The 18,582-nt window shown below is 61.9% G+C and carries 17 protein-coding genes, 1 tRNA gene and 1 pseudogene; 4 read left to right on the plus strand and 15 right to left on the minus strand.

The features are described from left to right. Positions 1-12: 12 nt before the first annotated feature. Together ACK41V_RS03000 and ACK41V_RS03005 are read left to right on the plus strand one after the other, a co-directional pair. Positions 13-279, plus strand: coding sequence for a hypothetical protein (locus ACK41V_RS03000; RefSeq protein ID WP_409777598.1), 267 nt, complete (start codon positions 13-15; stop codon positions 277-279). 275 nt (positions 280-554) lie between these two features. Further along, positions 555-1,226 (plus strand): histidine phosphatase family protein, encoded by a 672-nt coding sequence (locus ACK41V_RS03005; RefSeq protein WP_409777600.1) that lies wholly within the window; start codon positions 555-557, stop codon positions 1,224-1,226. Between the two features lie 581 nt (positions 1,227-1,807). On the opposite strand, the pseudogene ACK41V_RS03010 reads toward ACK41V_RS03005, so the two are convergent. The 8 genes and pseudogenes from ACK41V_RS03010 to ACK41V_RS03045 all read right to left on the minus strand — a co-directional run. Then, positions 1,808-3,148, minus strand: a pseudogene (locus tag ACK41V_RS03010) (tetratricopeptide repeat protein); the annotation flags it as partial. A gap of 23 nt (positions 3,149-3,171) precedes the next feature. Continuing rightward, entirely contained in the window at positions 3,172-3,780 is a 609-nt protein-coding gene (locus ACK41V_RS03015) for a hypothetical protein (protein WP_409777603.1), read from the minus strand. A 240-nt stretch (positions 3,781-4,020) separates the two neighbouring features. Next, positions 4,021-5,424, minus strand: a complete 1,404-nt coding sequence (locus ACK41V_RS03020) for an amidase (RefSeq protein ID WP_409777604.1) — start codon at positions 5,422-5,424, stop codon at positions 4,021-4,023. 231 nt (positions 5,425-5,655) lie between these two features. Then, complete coding sequence (locus ACK41V_RS03025; protein WP_409777607.1) at positions 5,656-7,146, minus strand: ABC transporter substrate-binding protein; 1,491 nt, start codon at positions 7,144-7,146, stop codon at positions 5,656-5,658. A 107-nt stretch (positions 7,147-7,253) separates the two neighbouring features. After that, positions 7,254-8,132 (minus strand): ATP-binding cassette domain-containing protein, encoded by an 879-nt coding sequence (locus ACK41V_RS03030; protein WP_409777610.1) that lies wholly within the window; start codon positions 8,130-8,132, stop codon positions 7,254-7,256. Next, positions 8,129-9,166 (minus strand): ABC transporter ATP-binding protein, encoded by a 1,038-nt coding sequence (locus tag ACK41V_RS03035; RefSeq protein WP_409777613.1) that lies wholly within the window; start codon positions 9,164-9,166, stop codon positions 8,129-8,131. The genes ACK41V_RS03030 and ACK41V_RS03035 overlap by 4 nt, the downstream gene beginning before the upstream one ends. Positions 9,167-9,197: 31 nt before the next feature. Further along, complete coding sequence (locus tag ACK41V_RS03040) at positions 9,198-10,088, minus strand: ABC transporter permease (protein WP_409777616.1); 891 nt, start codon at positions 10,086-10,088, stop codon at positions 9,198-9,200. 6 nt (positions 10,089-10,094) lie between these two features. After that, positions 10,095-11,057 (minus strand): ABC transporter permease, encoded by a 963-nt coding sequence (locus ACK41V_RS03045; protein WP_409777619.1) that lies wholly within the window; start codon positions 11,055-11,057, stop codon positions 10,095-10,097. A 216-nt stretch (positions 11,058-11,273) separates the two neighbouring features. Between ACK41V_RS03045 and ACK41V_RS03050 the strand changes: the two genes are divergently transcribed. Beyond that, positions 11,274-11,531 (plus strand): YfhL family 4Fe-4S dicluster ferredoxin, encoded by a 258-nt coding sequence (locus tag ACK41V_RS03050; RefSeq protein ID WP_409777622.1) that lies wholly within the window; start codon positions 11,274-11,276, stop codon positions 11,529-11,531. An 84-nt stretch (positions 11,532-11,615) separates the two neighbouring features. On the opposite strand, the gene pth is transcribed toward ACK41V_RS03050, so the two are convergent. The 7 genes from pth to ACK41V_RS03085 form a co-directional block, all read right to left on the minus strand. After that, entirely contained in the window at positions 11,616-12,224 is a 609-nt protein-coding gene (gene pth / locus ACK41V_RS03055; RefSeq protein ID WP_409777625.1) for an aminoacyl-tRNA hydrolase, read from the minus strand. A gap of 312 nt (positions 12,225-12,536) precedes the next feature. Further along, positions 12,537-13,172 (minus strand): 50S ribosomal protein L25/general stress protein Ctc, encoded by a 636-nt coding sequence (locus ACK41V_RS03060; protein ID WP_409777628.1) that lies wholly within the window; start codon positions 13,170-13,172, stop codon positions 12,537-12,539. Positions 13,173-13,334: 162 nt separating this feature from the next. Continuing rightward, complete coding sequence (locus tag ACK41V_RS03065) at positions 13,335-14,309, minus strand: ribose-phosphate pyrophosphokinase (protein ID WP_409777631.1); 975 nt, start codon at positions 14,307-14,309, stop codon at positions 13,335-13,337. A gap of 47 nt (positions 14,310-14,356) precedes the next feature. Beyond that, a tRNA-Gln gene (locus ACK41V_RS03070) sits at positions 14,357-14,433 on the minus strand. A 30-nt stretch (positions 14,434-14,463) separates the two neighbouring features. Beyond that, complete coding sequence (ispE, locus tag ACK41V_RS03075; protein ID WP_409777634.1) at positions 14,464-15,321, minus strand: 4-(cytidine 5'-diphospho)-2-C-methyl-D-erythritol kinase; 858 nt, start codon at positions 15,319-15,321, stop codon at positions 14,464-14,466. Positions 15,322-15,363: 42 nt separating this feature from the next. After that, on the minus strand, positions 15,364-15,804 hold the full coding sequence (locus tag ACK41V_RS03080; RefSeq protein WP_409777712.1) for a lipoprotein insertase outer membrane protein LolB: 441 nt from the start codon (positions 15,802-15,804) through the stop codon (positions 15,364-15,366). A gap of 95 nt (positions 15,805-15,899) precedes the next feature. Beyond that, complete coding sequence (locus ACK41V_RS03085) at positions 15,900-17,654, minus strand: tetratricopeptide repeat protein (RefSeq protein ID WP_409777637.1); 1,755 nt, start codon at positions 17,652-17,654, stop codon at positions 15,900-15,902. 47 nt (positions 17,655-17,701) lie between these two features. Here ACK41V_RS03085 and mutM point away from each other — a divergent pair, with 47 nt between their 5' ends. Beyond that, the gene (gene mutM, locus ACK41V_RS03090; protein ID WP_409777639.1) at positions 17,702-18,517 is read left to right on the plus strand and encodes a bifunctional DNA-formamidopyrimidine glycosylase/DNA-(apurinic or apyrimidinic site) lyase; all 816 of its coding nucleotides are present in this window, start codon (positions 17,702-17,704) and stop codon (positions 18,515-18,517) included. The last annotated feature ends 65 nt before the right edge of the window (positions 18,518-18,582 follow it).

The raw sequence follows: 18,582 nt of genomic DNA on the forward strand, positions 1-18,582 counted from the left end.
TTGCCGAACCCCATGCCTACGCCATCACCACGCTCTTTGCGCACCGCCCGGGCAACTCCGGCCGTGGCGAGGGCAGCCGTGCTGGCGCTGGCGTTGTGGAGCTTTGCCTTCGCCGTCTCAGCTGCGCCAGCACCCTGGTACTACTGGCGCAGCAAGGTCGACGGCGCACGCGTTTGCGCGCAAACCTCCCCCGGCCCCGGCTGGGAGCGCGACAGCGCCGCCTATGACGGCCCGGGCTGCCAGCCCCGCCGCAAGGTGCTGGTCGTGCCGATGCGGTAACGCGTTTGTCCCCCGCCGGACGCTCCACGCCTCTTGTTGAGTCGGCTTCTTTGAACTTGAAATACCCGTTCGGGCTGAGCGTGTCGAAGCCTTGCGCGGCGCTTCGACAGGCCTGTCCTGAGCCTGTCGAAGGGCTCAGCGTGAACGGCTTCAAAGGGATTGATGCCGACCAACGATGGTTTTGATATAAAAAACATAGCTACCAGCGCTTATTGGATAAGCGCTAGAGGCCAAAATCGCTTGCATTAATGTGTATGCATTCGATAATGTCACGCATGACCGAACTCATCCTCATCCGCCACGGAGAGACCGACTGGAACCGCGAACTGCGCTTTCAGGGCCACGTGGACATCCCCCTCAACGCCACCGGCCACGAACAAGCCCGCCGCCTGGCCGCACGCCTGGCCGCTGAGAAACTCGTGGTGGACCACCTGGTCTGCAGCGACCTCATCCGCACCCAGCAAACCGCCACCCCCAGCCTGCAAGTGCTGTTCCCGCAGTTGCACATCCACACCCTCACCGACGCCAGCCTGCGCGAGCAAGCCTTTGGAGAGGTGGACGGCAAACGCGTGGAAGACGTCAAACTGGAGCATGCCGACGCCTGGGCCCAGTGGCTGCGTTTTGAAGCCGACTACGGCATGCCCGGCGGCGAGACCACCCGCCAGTTCCACACCCGCGTGATGGACGCCGTGCGCCGCATCGCGCAGCAGTACCAAGGGCAGAAGGTGATGGTCGTCACCCACGGCGGCGTGCTCGACATGATCTGGCGCACCGCGCGTGGCACAGGGCTGGATGGCCCGCGCCAGAGCGACATCCCTAATGCAGGGCTTAACCGCGTGCGGGTGGAGGGGGATGTGGTGGAGGTGCTGGACTGGGCCGATGTGCGGCACTTGGCGGATTTGCCGGAGCAGCCGGTGTATGACCAGACGAAGTTGGTGGTGCGGTGAGGTTATCTGGCCTTGAGTGGGGTTGGACGCTCTCTCGTTGGAGATCAGGACGCAATCAACTCATCCGCCACGGCCTTAAGTGCGAAAAGCATGCCGAATAGTTCTTCAGGGTGGTACCTAAAAGCTGCCTTTTCAAGTGGTGCTCCATTGGCGATCCACTCTTCTCCTCGGGCTACATATTGTTCTTCTAATAGCCCGTCATAACGCTCCCATGGATACCGCAAGGCGACAAAGTTCTGTCCCCATTCCCTGAAGAAGCTTTGGGGATTGTTCGCCAAGCCCGATGGCCCGATTCGCTCTCCTGCCAGATGGAGAAGACGAGCTTGGAGGTCTTTTGGCAAGCGTTTGAAGAGCTTTTCATATTTATGCCCGTGTGCTTTTTCATGGAGCGTTTGCTCAAAAACTACTTTGAGCAAAAGCTCCATGCCTAACAAGCGCAGCAAATACTGGGAATCAGATTGATCACTGTCGTCTGATGCGTTCTTGAGCAAGTCTGCGTCACTCAATCTTTGCAGCGCCTGCTGGTACATCAGTCTCAGACGCAACTTGTTGATCGGTGAGGGGAGCTTTTTGAGCTGTTCAGGTAGTCCCAATTGCTTGTTTACCACCGCAACCTGCCTCCCCAACCGCACCGACTCCGGCTGCGCATTAACCATCGGCTGCAGCAAATTCTGCACAGCCGCCCACTGCCCATTGCGCTGCAGCGCATCCAGCCAGATCTGGTGAAACAGATCGCGCTGCGCATGGCTGCCGCCAATCTCCACCAAACGGGGCAGGGCGATGCCCAGTTTCTCTGCCGCACAGGCCCAGTCGCCTTGCGCATGCGCCAGCAGGCCGTGCGCTGCGGGTACGCACACCTGTTGCCACACGGTACGTTCGTGCGCCTCGGTGCGGGTGGCGGCGTGGGCCTCGATGTTGTGCAGCAGCGTGTGTGCCGCCTCGGTGCGGCCCGCGCGGGCCAGGCCGTAGAGGTATTGCAGGTCCAGGAAGGGCAGCACATGGTCGGACAGGCGCAGCGCAAGGTGGTCGGCCACATCGGCCCAGCGGTTGCCGACATCAACCCCGGCCAGCTCCAGCCGCGCCAGCAGTGACACCGCGTTGATCTGATCCTGTGTGTATTCCTTGACCACGCCCCACACCTGTTGGTCGTAGAGCGCCAGCACTTCGGCGTGCCGGTCCTGCTCCAGCAGAAACAGCGCCTGGTGCCACCAGTTGTGCGTGACCATGAAGGAGTTAAGCCCCGTCCAGGTGTCGCTCACGCTGGCCATGAAGTCAGTGCCTTCGTTGATGCGCCCTTGGGTCAGCATCACATGCGCTAGGGCGTGGTGTGCCCAGGGTTCCTTGCGGCACATGGTCACAGCATGGCGCGCGGCGGCCTCGGCCTGGGGCAGCAGGTGGCATTGCTCCCAACCAAAGGCGAGCATGCCGTGCAGGTAGGGCACGTCTGCGGCGGCGGGCAGGGCCTGCAGCGCCAGGCGGAGCATGCGGGGCGAGTCGCCCCGGTTGAACAGGTGGTATTGCCCCAGCTTGATCGATGCCAGGTCGCGCGGGTGTTGGCGGGCCTGTTCTTCGTGCAGCGCAATGGCGCGGGGCAGGTCGCCATTGACCCAGGCGGCGACGGCGGCGACAAAACGTTGTTCGCGTTCGCTGGCCTGCGGCGCGTGGGCCAGCGCCAGGTCGATGAAGGGGCGGGCGTTGTGCGACGCGTCGGCTGACTCGGCAAACATGTGCAACGCGGCGCAGCAGGCCTGCACGATGGGGCTGGGGTCCTGGGCTGCGTTGAGGACGTTGACTGCGCGCGCCTCGCAGGCTATGAAACCTTCCACGAAATCGTTGACTGCCGCCGCGCTGGCGGGATCGCGCAGTGTGAGGGTGTTGCCCAGGCTGTCAGTCGGAACGGGGGGTGTGGAGGAGGACGGCATGGCGCATTGTTGGGCCGCTGCGTTCAGCCGCCCTTGATCAACGTCAGGTAGGCATTGCGCGTTTCGGCCGACACGGAGGCCACCAATTGCTCGTGCGGCGTCTGATGGCGCGCCAGCATGCGGGCGGTGGCAATGGTCTTGGATTTGCAGAACCAGTGGCAGGTGTGTTGCATGAGGAACAGCTCGGCCGACATCATGAAGGCGCGATCCTTGGGCGACAGGTGGCTGGTGTTCTGCACCACATGGGCAATGCCCCGCGCGTGGATCGCCAGGGCCTTGCGCATGTCGAAGGTGAAGCTGGGCAATATCTTTTCTGCAAACGGAATCGCCATGGCCAGGCGGCTCACGCGCGTGGTGGCCTCGGGCTCTTTGGCAAAGTCTGCGGCGAACCGGCTGAACTGTTCGGTGAGTTGCGCTTCGGTCGTGCTCAGCAGGTTCCAGATCTGGGTGCGCCGCTCGTCCGTGTTTTCGCCCAGTGCGCGCAGGTAGCCCCCGGTCAGCGCTTCCATCAGCTTCTCGATCTGGTAGTTGGACAGATGGCTGCCCAGCAGTGCGATGCGTTTGCGCTGCTCTTTGGCGTTGAGCAGAAAAGTGCCGGAGGCGAGGAGGATCGCCAGGATGATGATGTCCATGCGGGGTATTCGTCAGGTGTTGCGTTGTTGAGGCGGCCCAGGGCTTCTACTTTGAGTCGGCATCTTTGACTTGAAACATCCGTTCGGGCTGAGCTTGTCGAAGCCTCGCGCGGCGCTTCGACAGGCTCAGCGTGAACGGTTCAAGTTGGTTTATGTCGAATCAATAGCCTGGCAGAAGGCGGCGAATTAGCGGCGTTTTCAAAACCGTGAGGTTACCAACAACCCGCCAAGCGCCAAGCGTTAAACAGCAGGCGGCTGCGGCCACGCCTTCTGCGGATCTCGGATCAGCTCAAACGCGTGCGCCACCTGCAGCACGCCCAGGTCGTCAAACCGTACGCCCGCAATCTGCAGGCCAATGGGCAGGCCGCTGCTGGTGTAGCCGCAGTTGACCGAAGCCGCAGGCTGCTCGGACATGTTGAATGGCACGGTAAACCCGATGTGTTCCAGCGGGCGCAGCGGGTCGTTGGTGGGCGAGGGCAGCTCGGCCTGGAAGGCGGGCATGGGGGCTACGGGCGAGATCACGTAGTCGAACGCGCTGCAGGCTTTCACGGCCGCCACGCGGGTCAGGTGAAACTGGTGGCTGGCGTGGAAGACCTCGGTGCCGCTCATGCCGGCCGCGCTGTCGGCCCAGGTGCGGATGTAGGGCAGCACTTTGTCGCGCCGCGCGGCAGGCAGTGCCTGCAGGTCGATGTGCGAGCGCATGCGCCAGAAGTGGTCCATGCCGTCGAGCATGGCCTGCGTCATGAACGGCAACATGGGCACGATGGTGGCGCCTGCGGCTTCCATGAGCTTTGCTGCGCGTTCTACGGCGGCTTTCACTTCGGGCTCCACCGGCAGGCCGCAACCAGCGTCCAACAACAAACCAATGCGCAGGCCGCGCAGGCGCTCGGCGCCCTGGTTGAACTGGCTCCAGGCGATGTCTTGCGCGGGCAGGCTCATGCTGTCGCGGGCGTCGGGCTGGCTCAGCACCTGCATCATCAGCGCGGCGTCGGCCACGGTGCGGGTCATGGGACCTGCGGCACGGCCCGTGTAGGGCGGGTCGATCGGGATGCGGCCCAGGCTGGGCTTCAGGCTGAAGATGCCGCACCAGCTGGCTGGCAAGCGCAGTGAGCCGCCAATGTCGGTGCCGATGTGCAGCGGCCCGTAGCCTGCGGCGGCTGCAGCGCCACCGCCTGCGCTGGAGCCACCGGGGCCTTTGCTCACATCCCAGGGGTTGCGCGACAGCGGGTGAAACGTTGACAACCCCGACGACAACATGCCGTAGTCGGGCATGGTGGTCTTGGCCACCATGATGGCCCCGGCCTCGCGCATGCGGGCGGCAGGCGGTGCATCGGCGGCGGCGGGTATCAGCTCGACGGCGGCGGTGCCCAGGGGGGTCGGGTCGCCTTCGGTGGCGATGTTTTCTTTGATGGTGCCGGGCACGCCGTCCAGCGCGCCCATGGGCTCGCCGCGCAGCCAGCGGGCTTCAGACGCGCGGGCCTGCGCCAACGCTGCCTCGGGGCGCAGCAGGTAGGTGGCGCGGATGTGGGGCTCCCACCGCTCGATGTGCGCCAGCACGGCCTGCGTGACCTCCACGGGGGACAGCGTGCGCTGGCGGTAGGCGGCGAGGAGGTCGTGGGCGGGCAGGTCGTGCAGGGCGGTCATGGGGGCGCGAGGAATTTTATGGAGTCGGCATTTATGTACTTAAACACCCGTTCGGGCTGAGCTTGTCGAAGCCTCGCGCGGCGCTTCGACAAGCTCAGCGTGAACGGGCTTGAAGTGGTTGGATGCCGATAAAAATAAGAAAAAAAGGCTGCTAGCGCTTATGGGGCAAGCGCTAGCAGCTATTATTTAAGGAGCAAGGCGCGCCCGCGCGAACGGGCGCAGCCGGGGTCATCAAGACCAGGAGAGCGACGAGATGTCGTTCACAAACACGGGCATGTCTTTCCACAGGCCCTTGAGGTTCTTGTTGGCCACCGTGATCCACTGGTTGGAATACAGGAACCCGTGCACCGCATCGTCGGCCAGCAAGCGCTGCGCTTCGCCCAGCAGGCGTGCGCGGTCGGCGGGGCGGGCGGCGTTCTTGATCTGGTTGAACAGGTCATTGAACTTGGGCGAGTTGTAGCCCCAGTAGTAGTCCGGCTTGGCAAAGTTGCCCAGGTCGAACGGCTCCACGTGCGAGATGATGGTCAGGTCGTAGTTCTTGTTGCCGTAGGTGCCGCTTAGCCACTGCGCCCATTCCACGTTCTGGATCTTGGCGATGATGCCGACCTTGGCCAGCTGCGCGGCAATCACCTCGCCGCCCTGGCGGGCGTAGGGTGGTGGGGGCAGGGTGAGGGTCAGCTCCAGCGGCGTCTTGATGCCTGCTTCGGCCAGCAGCTTCTTGGACTTTTCGATGTCGAACGGGTTGACGCCCGTCGTGTCCACATAGCCAAACGCGCCGGGCACGTAGTGGCTGCCGATGGGCGCGCCGTAGCCGTCGCCAGCGCCTTCAATCACGGCCTTGCGGTCAATGGCCGAGGCGATGGCACGGCGCACGCGCACGTCGTCCAGTGGCTTTTTGGAGTTGTTCATGGCCAGAATGGTCTTGGCGCGCGAGCCGCTGACCACCACCTGGAATTTGGGGTTGGCCTTGAACTGGCTCACGCTGCGCGGCGTGACTCGCGGGAATGCATCCACGTCGCCTGCCAGCAATGCGGCCACCTGGGCGGCCGGGTCGGAGATGAAGCGGAACGTGGCGCGCTTGATCTTGATGGTGGCTGGGGCGCGGAAGCCTGCCCAAGCCGTCAGTACGACCGAGGAACCCTTGTTCCACGTGCCCAACTGGTAGGGGCCGGTGCCCACGGGCTTGTTGGCGTTGGTGTCGGCGCTCTTGGGCTCAACGATGATGGACGTGGCCTGGCCCAGCACGAACAGCAGGTCAGGATCGATGTCCTTGTTGAGCAGCACCACGGTGTAGTCATCCACCACCTGGGTGGTGAGGTTGGCAAACGTGCGCTTGTCCTTGTTGGTGCTTTTTTCGCCGCCCGCGCGGTCAAAGGCAAACTTGACGGTGGCTGCGGTGAAAGGCTCGCCGTTCTGAAACTTGACGCCGCGGCGCAGTTTGAAGGTGTAGGTCTTGAGGTCGGGCGAGACTTCCCAACTCTCGGCCAGCAAGGGCGACACGCTGCCATCTGCGTTGATCTTGGTGAGCGTCTCGAAGATGTTGTATTGCACGATTTCGGCAATGGCCGATGCAGCGCCTGCTGTCGGGTCCAGGCCCGGTGGCTCCAGCGTCATGGCCAGCGTCACGGCATCTTTGCGGCCCTGCGCCAGGGCGCCGAGCGAGGTGGACAGGGGCACTGCGGCGATGGCGCCAGTGGCTAGGACGGTACGGCGGTTCAGCATGTTCGGACTCTCCAGACAAAAAACCAGACAAAAACCTGAAAAAGCCCCGGTGCAATTTGTTACCGGGGAGCGCAAAAAGCTTTGTACACCATCACGCGCGCATTTGGTTACGCGTTTTTTGCCGCAGCGGCCGCTGCGGCGGCTGCCCGGCGAGCCCGCGCCCGCCCCGGCTGCACCTGGGGCACGGCGCCCACCAGCGACTGGGTGTACGGATGCTGCGCGTTGTGGAACAACTCGGCGGGCGAGCCGCGCTCGACAATACGCCCCTGGTACAGCACCACCACTTCGTAGCACAGGTGGTTGACCACCGCCAGGTCGTGGCTGATGAGCATGTAGGTGATGCCAAACTGTTGCTGCAAATCCTGCATCAGGTTGAGCACCTGGGCTTGTACGGAGACGTCGAGTGCGCTCACAGGTTCGTCCGCCACGATGAGCCGGGGCCGCGTGATGAGCGCGCGGGCAATGGCGATGCGCTGGCGTTGCCCACCCGAAAATTCGTGCGGGTATTTGCCCAGGTCGTTGGTGCGCAGACCTACCTGCGACAGCACCTGGCCTGCCTGGTCGCGTTGTGCAGCGCGGCTGGTTTCGCCCTGGGCCTGCAGCGGCTCGGTCACGATGCGTTCTACCGTCTGGCGCGGGTCGAGCGAGCCGTAGGGGTCCTGGAACACCATCTGAAAATCGCGGCGCGCTTGGCGCAGTTGCTCTGGCGGCAATTGGTGCAGGTTGCGTCCCAGCAGTTCCACCGTGCCAGCGGTGGGCGCGTCCAGCGCCATCACCGTGCGCGCCAGGGTGGATTTGCCCGAACCCGATTCGCCCACGATGCCCAGGCTGCGGCCGGGTTCGATAGAAAAAGTCACACCGGTGAGCGCATGCACCTTGCCGGGTGGGCGAAAGAGGTGTTCGCGCGGCAGCGTGTATTCGCGCACCAGGTCTTTCACCTGAAGCAAAGGGGAGGGCGTTGCCGCCGCGGTTTGTGCGTCGGTCATGCCGCCACCTCGACAATCTTCACGGCCTGGGCGCTCTGGGCTTGGTCGATGGCCTCGCGGCGCAGGCAGCGCACCTCGTGGGCACCATCTTCGTCGGTCGCCACCAGGGTGATCGGTGGCTGTTCGTGGTGGCAGGCATCCACGGTGTAGCTGCAGCGGCCTGCAAATGGACAACCCGCGGGCAGGTCCACCAGCTCGGGCACGGTGCCGGGAATGGTGGACAGGCGCGGGCGCTGGCCCGGCGCATGCACCGCACCCAGGTGCGGCCTGGCTGCGAACAGCCCGCGGGTGTAGGGGTGCGCCATGGCCGAAAAAACCGAGGCAGTGGAGCCGCTTTCAACCACGCTGCCGCCGTACATCACCATCATCCGGTCCACGTTCTGCGAGATCACGCCCAGGTCGTGCGAAATCAGGATCAGCGCCATGTTGCGCTCGGCCACCAGGTCGCTGATGAGGTCCAGGATCTGCTGCTGAATGGTCACATCCAGGGCGGTGGTGGGCTCGTCGGCAATCAGCAGGTCGGGCCCGCACGCCAGCGCCATGGCGATGGTGATGCGCTGGCGTTGCCCGCCCGAGAACTGGTGCGGGTAGGCGTCGAAGCGTTGCGCGGCGTTGGGGATGCCCACTCGGTCCAGCAATGCCAGGGCTTCTGTGCGGGCGGCGGCGGTGTTCATACCCCGGTGCAGGCGCAAGGGCTCGGCCACCTGGCGGCCAATGGTGTGCACGGGGTTCAGGGCCGTCATGGGCTCTTGAAACACCATGCCAATGCGGTTGCCGCGCATCTTGCACATCTGCGCATCGGTGCGGCCCACGAGTTCCTCGCCGTCGAAGCGGATGCTGCCGGTGACCTCAGCGCTCTCGGGCAGCAGGCCCATGAGCGACATGGCGGTGATCGATTTGCCGCAGCCCGACTCGCCGATCAGGCCCAGCGTTTCGCCGCGCGCGAGCGAAAAGCTCACGCCGCGCACGGCGTCCGCCGGGCCCCTGTGGGTCTGCAGGCGGATGCGGAGGTTGGAGACTTCTAACAGAGACATCGGTGGGGTTCTGGTGGTCTTCTTGGTAGGGTCAACGCTTGCGGGAGAGGCGGGGGTCGAGCAGGTCGCGCAGACCATCCCCCAGCAGGTTCAGACCGAGCACAGCAAGTGCAATGGCAACGCCGGGCCACACGGCCAGCAGCGGTGCCTGGAACATCAGCGTCTGCGCCTCACTGAGCATGCGGCCCCACGACGGCTGGGGCGGCTGCGTGCCCAGGCCAAGGTACGACAGCGCTGCCTCGGCCAGGATGGCGATGGCGAACTGGATGGTGGCTTGCACGATCAGCACCGACAGGATGTTGGGTAGCACGTGCTCGATGGTGATGCGCCAGCTGCCTTTGCCGCAGGCGCGCGAGGCCAGGATGTATTCGCGCGACCACACCGCGTTGGCCGAGGCACGTGTGACACGCGCAAAGGTCGGGATGTTGAAAATGCCGATGGCAATGATGGAGTTGACGATGCCCGCGCCAAACACGGCGGTCAACATGATGGCGGACAGGATGGCCGGGAAGGCAAACGTAAAGTCGGCCAGCCGCATGATGAGTTCTTCGACCCAGCCACGCTTTGCAGCCGCCAGCAGCCCCAGCGCCGTACCAATCGTCAGGCCAATGCCCACGGCAATCACGCCCACCAGAATGGAATTGCGGGCACCGACCAGCAGCAGGGACGCAACATCGCGGCCAAAGGCATCGGTGCCCAGCCAGTGTTTGCCCGTGGGGGGCTGTAGCTTGGAAGCCAGGTCCATCTCGTAAGGCGACCAAGGCGTCCAGACCAAAGACAGCGCTGCGGCAATGATCAACAGCAACGACAGTACGGCGCCGATGACAAAGCTGCGATGGCGCAGTGCGCGGTGCAGCCAATTGGGGGGCACGGTGCCAGCGGGCACTGCGTTGTGGGGAGTAGGGGAGGGTACGGCGCTCATGGCAGATCAGATATCACTGGCTTTGACACGCGGGTCGATGACGGCGTACAGGATGTCCACCACGAAGTTCACGATCACGACCATGGCGGCCAGCAGCATCACGCAGTTGCGCACCACGATCAGGTCACGGTTGGAAATCGATTGGAAGATCAGGCGACCCAGGCCGGGCAGATAGAACACGTTCTCCACCACGATGGTGCCCGCCAGCAGGTTGGCAAACTGCAGTCCCATGACGGTGATCACCGGAATCATCGCGTTGCGCAACACATGGCCCCATAGCGCGGCGCGCTGCGACAGGCCCTTGGCCCGCGCGGTGCGCACAAAGTCTTCGCGCAGCACTTCCAGCACGGCCGAGCGCGTGATGCGCGCCAGGATGGCCGCCTGCACCACAGCCAGCGCAATTGCGGGCAGTAACAGTGCCTTGATGGCTTCGACAGGGCCGCCGCCTGCTTCTTCGGTCCAGCCCGGGAACCCGCCCGCAGAGAACCATTGCAGCTTGACGGAGAACAGCAGGATCAACAGGATGGCGAACCAGAAGTTGGGGATGGCGATGCCGACCTGGGCCAACCCCATCACGCCCACATCGCCGATCTTGTTGTGACGGGATGCCGCATACACACCAGCCGCCAAGGCCAGCACCGTGGTGATGGCCATCGCCATCAAAGCCAGCGGCACCGTCAGAGCCAGGCGTTCCAGCACCAGGTCGAGCACCGGAGAGCTGTAGGCATAACTTTCGCCCATGTTGCCCACCACCAAGCCACTGACCCATTGCCAGTAGCGCAGACCCGCCGGTTGGTCCAGCCCCAGCTTGCTGGCCAAGGCAGCCACCGCCTCTGGCGAGGCGTCGGGGCCCATCAGGATCTGGGCAGCATTGCCCGGCAGGATCTCCAGCACCAGAAACACAACAATGGACGCGCCGATCAGCGTGGCCAGGAGGGTGATAAACCGTTTGAGAAAAAACAGGCCCATGGGTGGGGGTGCGTGGGTCGCGTGGGAAAAGGGTCAGACGCAAGCGCATCAAAATTAATGTGTATACACAGCATAACGGTAAAAACATCCCCGTCAGCGGTGGTGGTTGCAGTGTGGCATGCAAGGCACATGCCACCAGCGCGGGATAATACGGAGCATGAACTGCGCCGCATCTCCCCTTGCCATCCTTTCAGGCGCTTTGTCCCGGGAGGCTGTATGGCGCTGATGATCACCGACGAGTGCATCAACTGCGATGTGTGCGAGCCCGAATGCCCCAATCAAGCGATCTACCTGGGACAGGAGATCTACGAAATTGACCCGAACAAGTGCACCGAATGTGTGGGGCACTTTGACGAACCCCAGTGTGTGCAGGTCTGCCCTGTCGCCTGTATCCCCGTGAACCCGCAACACGTGGAAAACCGTGAAACCCTGTGGCAGAAGTTTCAGCGGCTGCAGGTGGTTGTTGGGCCGTAAATATTGGGTGTTTTTGGCCTCTAGCGCTTATCTATCAAGCGCTCATAGCTATCAAAAATGTAGTATTCGAGGCCCGGGAGATTTTCAGTCTTCTACAGGGCGAGGTGGCTTGGGGCGGGGTGGTTTGGTGGTGTGGATGAGCAAGGTCGCCTTGTCCATGTCGCCCGCCAGCATGGCAGGGTAGGCCTTGAGCGAGTGGACGATGCAGTCCTCGATCAGGGTGCGCTGGTCGGGCGAGGGCTTTTTGAGCACCCAGTTGGCGACTTCCGTCTTCACCCCCGGGTGGCCGATGCCGATGCGCAGGCGCCAGTAGTCTGGGGAGCCCAGTTGCCCGTGGATGTCGCGCAGACCGTTATGCCCCGCATGGCTGCCACCGCGTTTGAGCTTGACCTGGCCGGGTGTGATGTCGAGTTCATCGTGCACCACCAGAATTTCTTCGGGCAGGATTTTGAAAAAGCGCGCCAGCGACGCTACCGATTTGCCCGAGAGGTTCATGAACGTTTGCGGCTGCAGCAGCCACACGTTCTGGCCGTGCACCACCGTGCGGGCCACAAGCCCGTGGTAGCTGCGCTCGGGGACCAGCGTGGTATTGAGCTCGCGCGCCAGGGCGTCAATCCACCAGAAACCTGCGTTGTGGCGGGTGGCTTCGTAGTCTGGCCCAGGGTTTCCAAGGCCTACAAACAGCTTGATCATCTGGGCAATTATCCGTGGGGGTTAGGAGTCTGTCGGACTTGGAAATCGTCGGCTGCAAATTGGCCGCAGCGGTCCATTTTTCACCGTCTTTTTGCCCCATAGCCGGGCTATGGGGCTGCAAATCCGGCAAAAACTGTCCTCGCTGGGGCCAATTTTCGCTGGTCGACGCTCCAAGTCCGACAGGCTCCTAGGTGCTTGCACCCTGAAGAAGAGGGTGCACCAATGAAAACGGCCCACACAGTGGGCCGTTGGGTAGCCAGCGCCGCAGAGGCGGCCTGACCTGCACGCAGCAGTCACGCTGCGGCTTGGGAATTACTTCTTGCCCTTGCCCTTTTTGGCATCGGCGGCAGGAGCGGCTTCGACGGGAGTCTCGACCACGACCACTGGAGGAACCACAGACACCAGAACGGGGTTGTTGTTCTGGCCACCGCGGATCTTGGCGGTCACGCCCTTTGGCAGCTTGACGCTCTTGAGGTGCAGCGACGAGCCCTTTTCCAGCTTGGACAGGTCCACGTTGATGAACTCTGGCAGGTCCGAAGGCATGCAGGTCACGTCGAGTTCGTTCACGATCGGGTTGACCATGCACTTGTCGACCTTGACGGCTGGCGACTCTTCAGCACCGGAGAAGTGCAATGGCACCTTCATGTGCAGCTTGGTCTTTTCGTCCACGCGCTGGAAGTCGATGTGCAGAACGAGTTGCTTGTAGGGGTGGTATTGCACGTCACGCAGCAGCACTTTGGAGGTGGTGCCGGCAACTTCCATGTCCAGAACGCTGGAGTGGAATGCTTCCTTCTTGAGAGCGTGCCACAGTGCGTTGTGGTCCAGCTCGATCATTTGGGGTTCGGCGGCGGTACCACCGTAAACGATACCAGGGGTCTTGCCCGAATTGCGGAGACGGCGGCTCGCACCCGTACCCTGCTTGGCGCGCTCAAAAGCGACGAAGTTCATAGTTAGCTCCTGAAAAGGGTAGACCGCGACCAGTCATACCCCGATTTAAAAAGACCTGGTCCACCACTTTGGCGGCAGGCCCACACAATGTTCTCGAACAGACAAGCCTCCCGAAGGAGGCTTGCGTGCAATCCGATCTGCAACGCTCCGAAGGAGGCGCTGTCAGAACAGGTTGTCTTGATCGGAGAACAAACTCATGACCGACTCACCCTTGGCAATGCGCTGAATCGTCTCGGCGATCAGCGGAGCCACGGAGAGTTGGCGAATCTTGGTGCATCCCTTTGCGTTGTCGTTCAAAGGGATCGTATTGGTCACCACCACTTCATCAAGCGCGCTGCCTTGTGCAATGCGTTCGATGGCAGGACCGGAAAAAATAGGGTGGGTGCAGTAGGCGTACACCTTCTTGGCGCCGCGCTCCTTGAGCACTTCAGCCGCCTTCACCAGCGTGCCGGCGGTGTCGATCATGTCGTCCATGATCACGCAGTTGCGGCCTTCGATCTCGCCGATCACGTGCATGACTTCTGACACGTTGGCCTTGGGACGGCGCTTGTCGATGATGGCCAGGTCGCAGTTGAGCTGCTTGGCCAGTGCACGGGCGCGCACCACGCCGCCCACGTCGGGCGACACCACGATCAGGTCTTCGTAGTTCTTCTGGCGCAAATCACCCAACAGAACAGGAGACGCGTAGATGTTGTCCACCGGAATGTCGAAAAAGCCCTGGATCTGGTCGGCATGCAGGTCCATGGTCAGCACGCGGGCAACACCCACCGCCTGCAGCATGTTGGCCACCACCTTGGCAGTGATGGGCACGCGCGAAGACCGGGGGCGGCGGTCCTGACGGGCATAACCAAAGTAAGGGATGACGGCGCTGATGCGTTCAGCCGATGCACGCTTGAGCGCGTCGACCATGATCAGCAGTTCCATCAGGTTTTCGTTGGTCGGTGCGCAAGTGGACTGAACAACAAAAACATCCCGTGCACGCACGTTTTGCTTGATTTCAACGGTGACTTCACCGTCAGAGAAGCGACCCACATCAGCAGCGCCAAGGGTGGTGCCGAGGTGTTGGGCGATTTCAGCTGCCATGCCTGGATTGGCATTGCCGGTGAAAACCATGAAGTCGGGGTTGTTGGCTTGCATGAGCGTCCCAGCAGTCTGAAAAAAAAGCCCGTACGCGAAAAGAAATTTGGCAGGGGAAGAAGGATTCGAACCTTCGCATGCTGGAATCAAAATCCAGTGCCTTAACCAGCTTGGCGACTCCCCTACACAGGTCAACTGCCGAAAGCAGCCAACCTTAATTCTGGTCTGATGCCCAACCTGCCAGAGGATGAATCATCAGATTGTCACATGCCTTTACTTGCCAGCCTTCAGGGGCTCCACTCAAGTCAATCGCATGTGGCATTTGCGCAAACACTGCACTTCCTGAGCCTGTCATCCGGCCTTGCAATCCTCGAATGCCGAGCCATTCAATGGCTTCGGTAACCTCGGGGCAAAGTGCCTGAGCAACTGGCTGCAAGTCGTTTCGACCGAAGTCAAAGTGTGCTGCAGCAAAGCCTAAGATTGTAGCACTATCTGAATCGCGTTTCAAACTTGGTGACGAAAAAATTGATTTTGTCTCCAAGCCCGCTGCAGGTTTCACAACCGCAAAACACGCCGATGGCAGTTGGTGCGCTCTCTCAAGCGGCATGATTGTCTCACCAATTCCCTCCACCCAAGCGTTGTGGCCGCGTAAAAAAAATGGCACGTCGGCTCCCAGCGCGAGGCCGATCTTTTCAAGAGCAGTGCGGGGCAGGTTCAGCTCCCACAGCCGGTTCAGTGCGAGCAAGGTAGTCGCCGCATCCGAAGAACCCCCGCCCATGCCTGCTTGCGCTGGCACGCTCTTCAATACTCCGATGTGTACTCCCTGGCTGTAGCCGGTAGCGGCTTGCAATGCGCGTGCCGCTTTGATCGTCAGGTCTTCATCGGGGAGTTTGGGGCCCAGGTCTTCGCGGGTGATGTGGTTGCCGGAGCAGCGCTCGAAATGCAGGGTGTCGCACCAATCAATCAGCATGAAGACCGATTGCAGAAGGTGATAACCATCCGCACGCCGACCCGTGATGTGAAGAAAAAGGTTGAGCTTGGCCGGGGCCGGCACGTCATACAAGGCGAGCATGGGGAAGCGGGATAGCGCAGGGGGGGCAGTGCTGCCGACAGGTTACTTGGTCAGCGCGATGCGCAACGTGGCTTTTGGCGCAGGATTGTCGCGACGTGCGATGAGGCGGCCTTCCGCGAGCCCCGACAGGTCAGCTTCCCATCCTGGTGCAGTGGCCTGCGTTCCCTGCAGCCAACTGAAAAGTGTTGTGATGGGAATGCGTGTGCCAGTCACGTCCTGGAGGAGGTTCTCCAGCGAATCAGAGGTGCGTACCTCTTGTGCGCCGGTGGCGAGTTGCGCATGCCCGTCCTTCCAGTCCAGTTGTGCCAGGCGACTGCCCAGGGGGCTGATGAGCACAAGCCCCCCGTTTTGGGCACTGCCGCGTAACTCGAAGAGCGCCGAGAAAGACTGCGAAGCCTGGTCTTCTACCTGCAGCGCAAGCCGACCGCTCCAGACGTTTTCTTCTCCATCTCGGGGCTTCAGGGGCTGCGCGCACCCGAGCATCGACAAAAGGCAAAGCACTAGAAACCACCGCCACGCGGGAGTGACTGGGAGCGACGGGACAGGGGAGAACCCAGGTGCGCAGACGTTCGAATGTGTCAAAGCGACACTCCGAGGCGTGTCAGGGTCTCTTTGAGCGTTTCGTTATCGGGGTTGACGCGCTGGCCTTCCTTCCAGACTTTGCGTGCACCGTCCTGGTCACCCAGGCTCCAAAGCACCTCTCCCAAGTGGGCTGCGATCTCCACGTCAGGGCGCGCCCGGTAGGCGGTTTCAAGATGCCGCTTGGCGTCTGTCTTGTTTCCGAGGCGAAATTCCACCCAGCCCAGGCTGTCGGTGATGAATGGGTCGCCAGGTGCGAATTCCAGGGCTTTCAGAATGAGTTGTTTGGCTTCGTCGAGCCGAACGCCTCGCTCAGCCATGGAGTATCCCAAAGCGTTGTAGGCGTGGTGATATTGCGGCTGTTGTGCAATCAGTTGCCGCAGTAGCTGTTCCATGGTGTCTGTTTTGCCCGCTTTTTCCGCCAGCATGGCCTGGTCATAGATCAATTCCGTGTCGTCGGGGGCCAAGGCCACCAGTTCCACCTGTGTGGCGTAAGCCTCCTGGTACATCTTGAGATCGCGCAAGAGTTGTACTTCAGCCAAAAGCTTCATGCGCTTTTCATCAGCGGTTGTGCCGGGAAGACTGCGCAGCAGCGCTCGCGCCTGCGCCAATTTCCCTTGCCGCGCCAGCAAGGACGCTCGGCGGCTTTGAGCGCTGAACACTTCTTCCACATTGGTGATGCGACCGAGCCACGATTCCGCTGCCGTGTAGTCCTGCTTCTTTTCCGCAATCTGGGCATACAACAAATAAGCCTGTGTGAGGCCTCGCTCGCGTGCCTGATCCTCCGTGCCTGCCGCCGCGAGTTCGATAAAACGTTGCAATGATTTTTCAGCCTCGGGAAGGCGGTTGTCCTGATACTGAAGCGAGGCCAACACCAACCAAGGTTCTGCCAGTTCGGGCTTGGCTTGGGTGACAAGCTCCAACTGCCGGGCGGCGTCCGGAAAGCGCTGAAGACCCAGCAAAACACGGGCGTAGGCCAATCTCAATTCGGGGACGGGTTGCTTGGCAAGCGCCTGCACCACCAACGGCTCTGCGTCCGGGGTGCTCTCTTCCATCAACTCCAGCGCGAGGCGCGCTGCGCCCTCGTTGGCGTTGTCCAATGTCTGCGCGCTGCGTGCTGCGTCCAGAGCCCCGGTTTTGTCCCCGGCGGCTAATCGCACACGGCCCAGCGATATCCACGCAATGGGGCCCGTCGCAGGGTGGGTTAACTCGTCGACCAATGCTTCTCCGACCACCTTGGCAGCCAGCGCCTTGTCGCTAGCGCGGCCATACATTTGCGGAAGTGCGGCAAGCGTACTTGCCTTGGCGCGGGCCGGTGACTGGGCCAACTCCTGGCGGAGCAGGGCAGGGGTTTCGCCAATCCGGTTAAGCGCGATCAGGATCTGTAGCACATAGCGATTGGCTTCGCGTGATTGAGGTTGCACTCCTTTCCAGGCCATCGCAGCAGCGAGTGCGTAGTCGCCGCTGCGAGACTGCAGGGCGATGTCTGCGGCGCGCTGGTAGAGCTGACCATCTCCGGTGCGCCGCGCCGCCTCCAGCATCAGTGCATAGCCAGCGCCCGGGTCCCCTGTCCGGGAACTCAGTTCACCGAGGAAAATTTCATAGAACAGCTCGGCATCCAAGGCCGGGTTCGAGACCACTGGGGACGCACTCTCAGGCGCGGGATCTCCGCTGGGCTGTGCCCATCCTGTGTGGGCGACCACCGCAATTGCGGTGGTCAAAGCGGCGGTCCGAAAGCGTTGTGATAGCACCATCGAGCCATAATAATCTATGCCCGATAACCTGTTGCATGGGGCCTTTTATGCCTGAGTTACCAGAAGTGGAAGTGACGCGCCTCAGCCTCGTAGACGCCATCGCGGGAAGCAAGATCGAATCGGTGGTTGTGGGGAAGCCGCTGCGTTGGCCGCTGGGTTGTGATCCGGATGTACTGGTGGGACGGCATATCACCGGCTTGCGTAGGCGCGGCAAATACCTGTTGGTTGATATGGACCTCGGCGTGTTGTTGGTGCACTTGGGGATGTCCGGCAGCTTGCGTTTTAGCCAGAGCCTTCCGCCAGCGGGGGTGCACGATCATTTCGACCTTGTTACCACTCAAGGGGTCCTGCGTTTGCATGACCCTCGTCGTTTTGGCGCGGTGGTCTATGCAGGTAGTGAGTCGGATGCGATTGCCGTCAAACTACTGGGCTCGCTGGGAATGGAGCCGTTGTCCGATGCTTTTCTGTTTGGAGACTTTCAGGTAGGCATGAAAAAAAGCCGCATGCCTGTAAAACAGTTGCTGCTGGGGGGGCGGTTGGTGGTGGGAGTGGGCAACATCTACGCGTCTGAAGTCTTGTTTCTGGCGGGCATCCGGCCTACAGCCAATTCATCACGTATCGGGCGAGGGCGGGTGCAAAAATTGCACGCTGCGATCAAGGAAGTTTTGGCACGCGCAGTGGCAATGGGGGGTAGCACGCTACGCGACTTTACCAACGCGGACGGGGCAAATGGGCATTTCCAGACCCAGGCGAATGTCTATGGCCGTGAGGGTGCTCCCTGTCATGTGTGCCGAACCCCGATTCGGTTGCTCCGCCAGGGGCAAAGAAGTAGTTACTTTTGCCCCCAATGCCAACGTTCATAGTCCGCCATTTCTAGTGAAATGGTGGGTAAATGACAGCCCGCATGCGGTCGATGCTATATTTTGTG

The sequence above is a fragment of the Acidovorax sp. genome (assembly GCF_046291265.1).
Taxonomy (GTDB): Bacteria; Pseudomonadota; Gammaproteobacteria; order Burkholderiales; family Burkholderiaceae_C; genus Acidovorax.